Origin of the sequence: Paraburkholderia sp. BR14320 (assembly GCF_040948665.1) — a bacterium.
GTDB lineage: Bacteria > Pseudomonadota > Gammaproteobacteria > Burkholderiales > Burkholderiaceae > Paraburkholderia > Paraburkholderia youngii.
The window spans coordinates 1-2,577 of record NZ_JBFPKG010000153.1 but is presented as its reverse complement, the minus strand read 5'-3'; the positions used below and the strand labels follow the sequence as shown (position 1 = coordinate 2,577).

At 58.4% G+C, this 2,577-nt stretch carries 1 protein-coding gene and 2 pseudogenes; 2 read left to right on the top strand and 1 reads right to left on the bottom strand.

Annotation, left to right across the window (positions count from 1 at the left end; translation table 11 throughout):
* Nucleotides 1–990: 990 nt before the first annotated feature.
* Nucleotides 991–1,723 (bottom strand): annotated as a pseudogene (locus tag AB3X89_RS39340) (IS6 family transposase).
* Between the two features lie 54 nt (nt 1,724–1,777).
* On the opposite strand from AB3X89_RS39340, the pseudogene AB3X89_RS39335 reads away from it, so the two are divergent.
* Together AB3X89_RS39335 and AB3X89_RS39330 are read left to right on the top strand one after the other, a co-directional pair.
* Nucleotides 1,778–1,975 (top strand): annotated as a pseudogene (locus AB3X89_RS39335) (IS630 family transposase); the annotation flags it as partial.
* A 239-nt stretch (nt 1,976–2,214) separates the two neighbouring features.
* Nucleotides 2,215–2,577: hypothetical protein (locus AB3X89_RS39330; protein ID WP_368587953.1), on the top strand; the 363-nt coding region annotated here is incomplete at its 3' end.

The following is a 2,577-nucleotide window of genomic DNA, read 5'->3' as shown; positions in this document are numbered from 1 at the left end:
CCGCTTGCGCGGCCCACCCGTTTTCAGTCTTGCCTTGTAAGGCATGAAAGCTCGCCTGTCGGATAGATCACTGGGCTCTTTCTACCGGACCCACGGTCGCCGCGCAAGGACCCTGCTGAACAAAGCCGGATGATCATAGGCATCCGTAAAAATGCGCACATGCCGGGCGCGAAGGCGGCGCGCCGCGTGCGAAGCACGGTGTTATCGGCACGCGAGGACGGCTCCTTAAACTCTTAAACGCCAACGCGAATCGCTCGATGGAACTGCGAAGCGTGTGTTCATCTTCGCTCGTGACGAAACATCTTCGCCTTTGCGGGCGTTGCGCCCGTGGCGCATGCTAGCGTCGTCAGACCGGGCTTCACTGCTTTCAAACAACTCCAGGTGCGCGCCGCTTGCACGCTGGACCGTCCACGCTTTAAGGAGCACACATGCCACTTCCTGGTGACTATCATATTGGCCCCGCTGCACCTGTTGACACCGACGCCGCCGCGCACGAGCCAAAATCCCCGGTCCGGCGGCCCTTCGGCGCCCCCACGGCAAGTCAAAACGCTGGAGTGCTCGACGGCCTGAAGGCGGGTGGACCGTCGCCGCGTGCGCGGTCCGCCGGCCGCCGGCCGTCAGCCGCCTCCCGCACATTCGCCTTCCGGCATGCCGGAAGGTCCGCCGCAAATGTCGCCTCAGGATGTCCAGTCGCACAACAATCAGATGTCGCAGCTATTCCAGATGGCGCTGAATGTGTCGCAAAACAGCCGTCAGCTTCTACAAAAGGCTATGGACGGCGAAAGTCAGCTAGCCGCATCGGAAGCCGCGGGAATGGAGCGAGCCGCCCGCTGATTGCGCGGGGCTCGCGAACCGGTAGTGGTGCAATTTGGATGCGCTGGTCTGTTACGCCCGGGATTTTGACGAGCACGAGCCAATGGGTAAGCTGAAAGGGCGTTGTCAAGTTGGGTACTATAGGTCAATGTCTCGGCACATGCATAGTTATCCTTGTCAGTCAACCGTCTCAACCGGGTCTGAGGCGGTCCAGCCATGCCATGTTGCGAGACGTTCTTTGAGGATGGCGCGATGACGAGCGGCGTTCATCTGATGTCTTGATAGCGCGAAGTGCTGACGGATCGGGCCGAAGCACGAAAGAAAAGCCTGCGTGCGATGCGCCTCGCGAAACCCGCACATCTGGCATTCCCGCCTACGGGTCGGCTGGTGGCTGTTCTCGGCGCGGTTGTTCGCGCGTGCGGCCGCTTTGACGAAAACGTGCTTTACCTGAGCAAGCTCAGGGATATCAGCCTTCGCCGCCGGATAACTGCGCAGCTGGTCGGTGGCGATCTTGCGCGGCACCGGGTTTGAACGTAGCACCCCGCCGGAAGAAGCGCTTTGCCGCGGCCTTGTCGCGACGCTTTTGCACCAGCACGTCGAGTTCGGCGCCATGCTCGTCGACCGCGCGCCACAGGAGATACGGCTCACCGCGCAGCGTCACGAATACCTCATCTAAATGCCAGGTGCTGCCGGGCTTGGGCCGCACCGCTTTGGCGCGCTGAGCGAATCCAGCGCCGAACTTGTCGCACCAGCAACGGATCGTTTCATATGTGACCACAACGCCACGCTCAAGCAACAACTCCTCGATGTCGCGCAGGCTCAGGCTGAACCGCAAGTACCAGCGAACGGCGCAACTGATGACAATAGCAGGGAAACGGTGGCCGTGATAAAGCGATTTTCTTTTCTTCATCACTTCATTTTACCGTCACATCTCCAGCGACCTGACAGTGCCGATCGAGGTGTTCTGCCCAGCTACAGCCCTGAGCTCAATCCCAACGAGATGGCCAACGCCGACCTCAAGCAAAGCGTCACACGGCGGGCGCCAACGCGTACCAGGCTGCAACTGGTCAAGCCCACCGCGCACCATTACTGGGTTGTGCAGAAGCAACCCGAACGCATCCGGCGATACTTCCAGCATGATCCTGTCCGTTATGCGGCTTGATTTCAACATTTTATTGCCGGATCAATAGTCTGGATTTATAAGGCATTATTCAATGGTGGCTTCATGAAGTTGCGCTTTTACACAACCCGCAGCATCTTTGCAATACCCCCATCCGGACAAAGCCGTTAAGCGTCGGAGGTTCGCTAGGGTTGTTGCAATTTCGCCATTAGAGCCAATGCCAACACCAGTTTTGTAGCATGGTGCTCATATAGTGCTCATCTCAATATCGGAGTCGTAACGTGCCTCTCAACATATCCAGTTCCTCGCGCTCCTCAGTCGTGCAAGAGTATGCGTCGCTTTCAGACATCCAAGATTCCCGTCTCAATGCGGTGATAGGTTCCCCTGCCCCCAAGCGAATTCCCGTCTCGAAAAATATTTTCGAAGCCATGGGAATCGCCAGCAGAGTGGTTAAAGAAACCGGCTACAAAACTTTTCCTGATGGGCCCGCCAACCAAGAGGCGGCAATCTGGATGAGCGGAGGTCGCAGCTGGACCAGAATGAAGCTCGCGCGTGACAGGATTAATGACGGGCACTGCGCGAACGAGGCCGAAGAAATCGGAGCAATTAAGCAAATGGGAGGGGGAAGTTGCGGCGAGCACCGT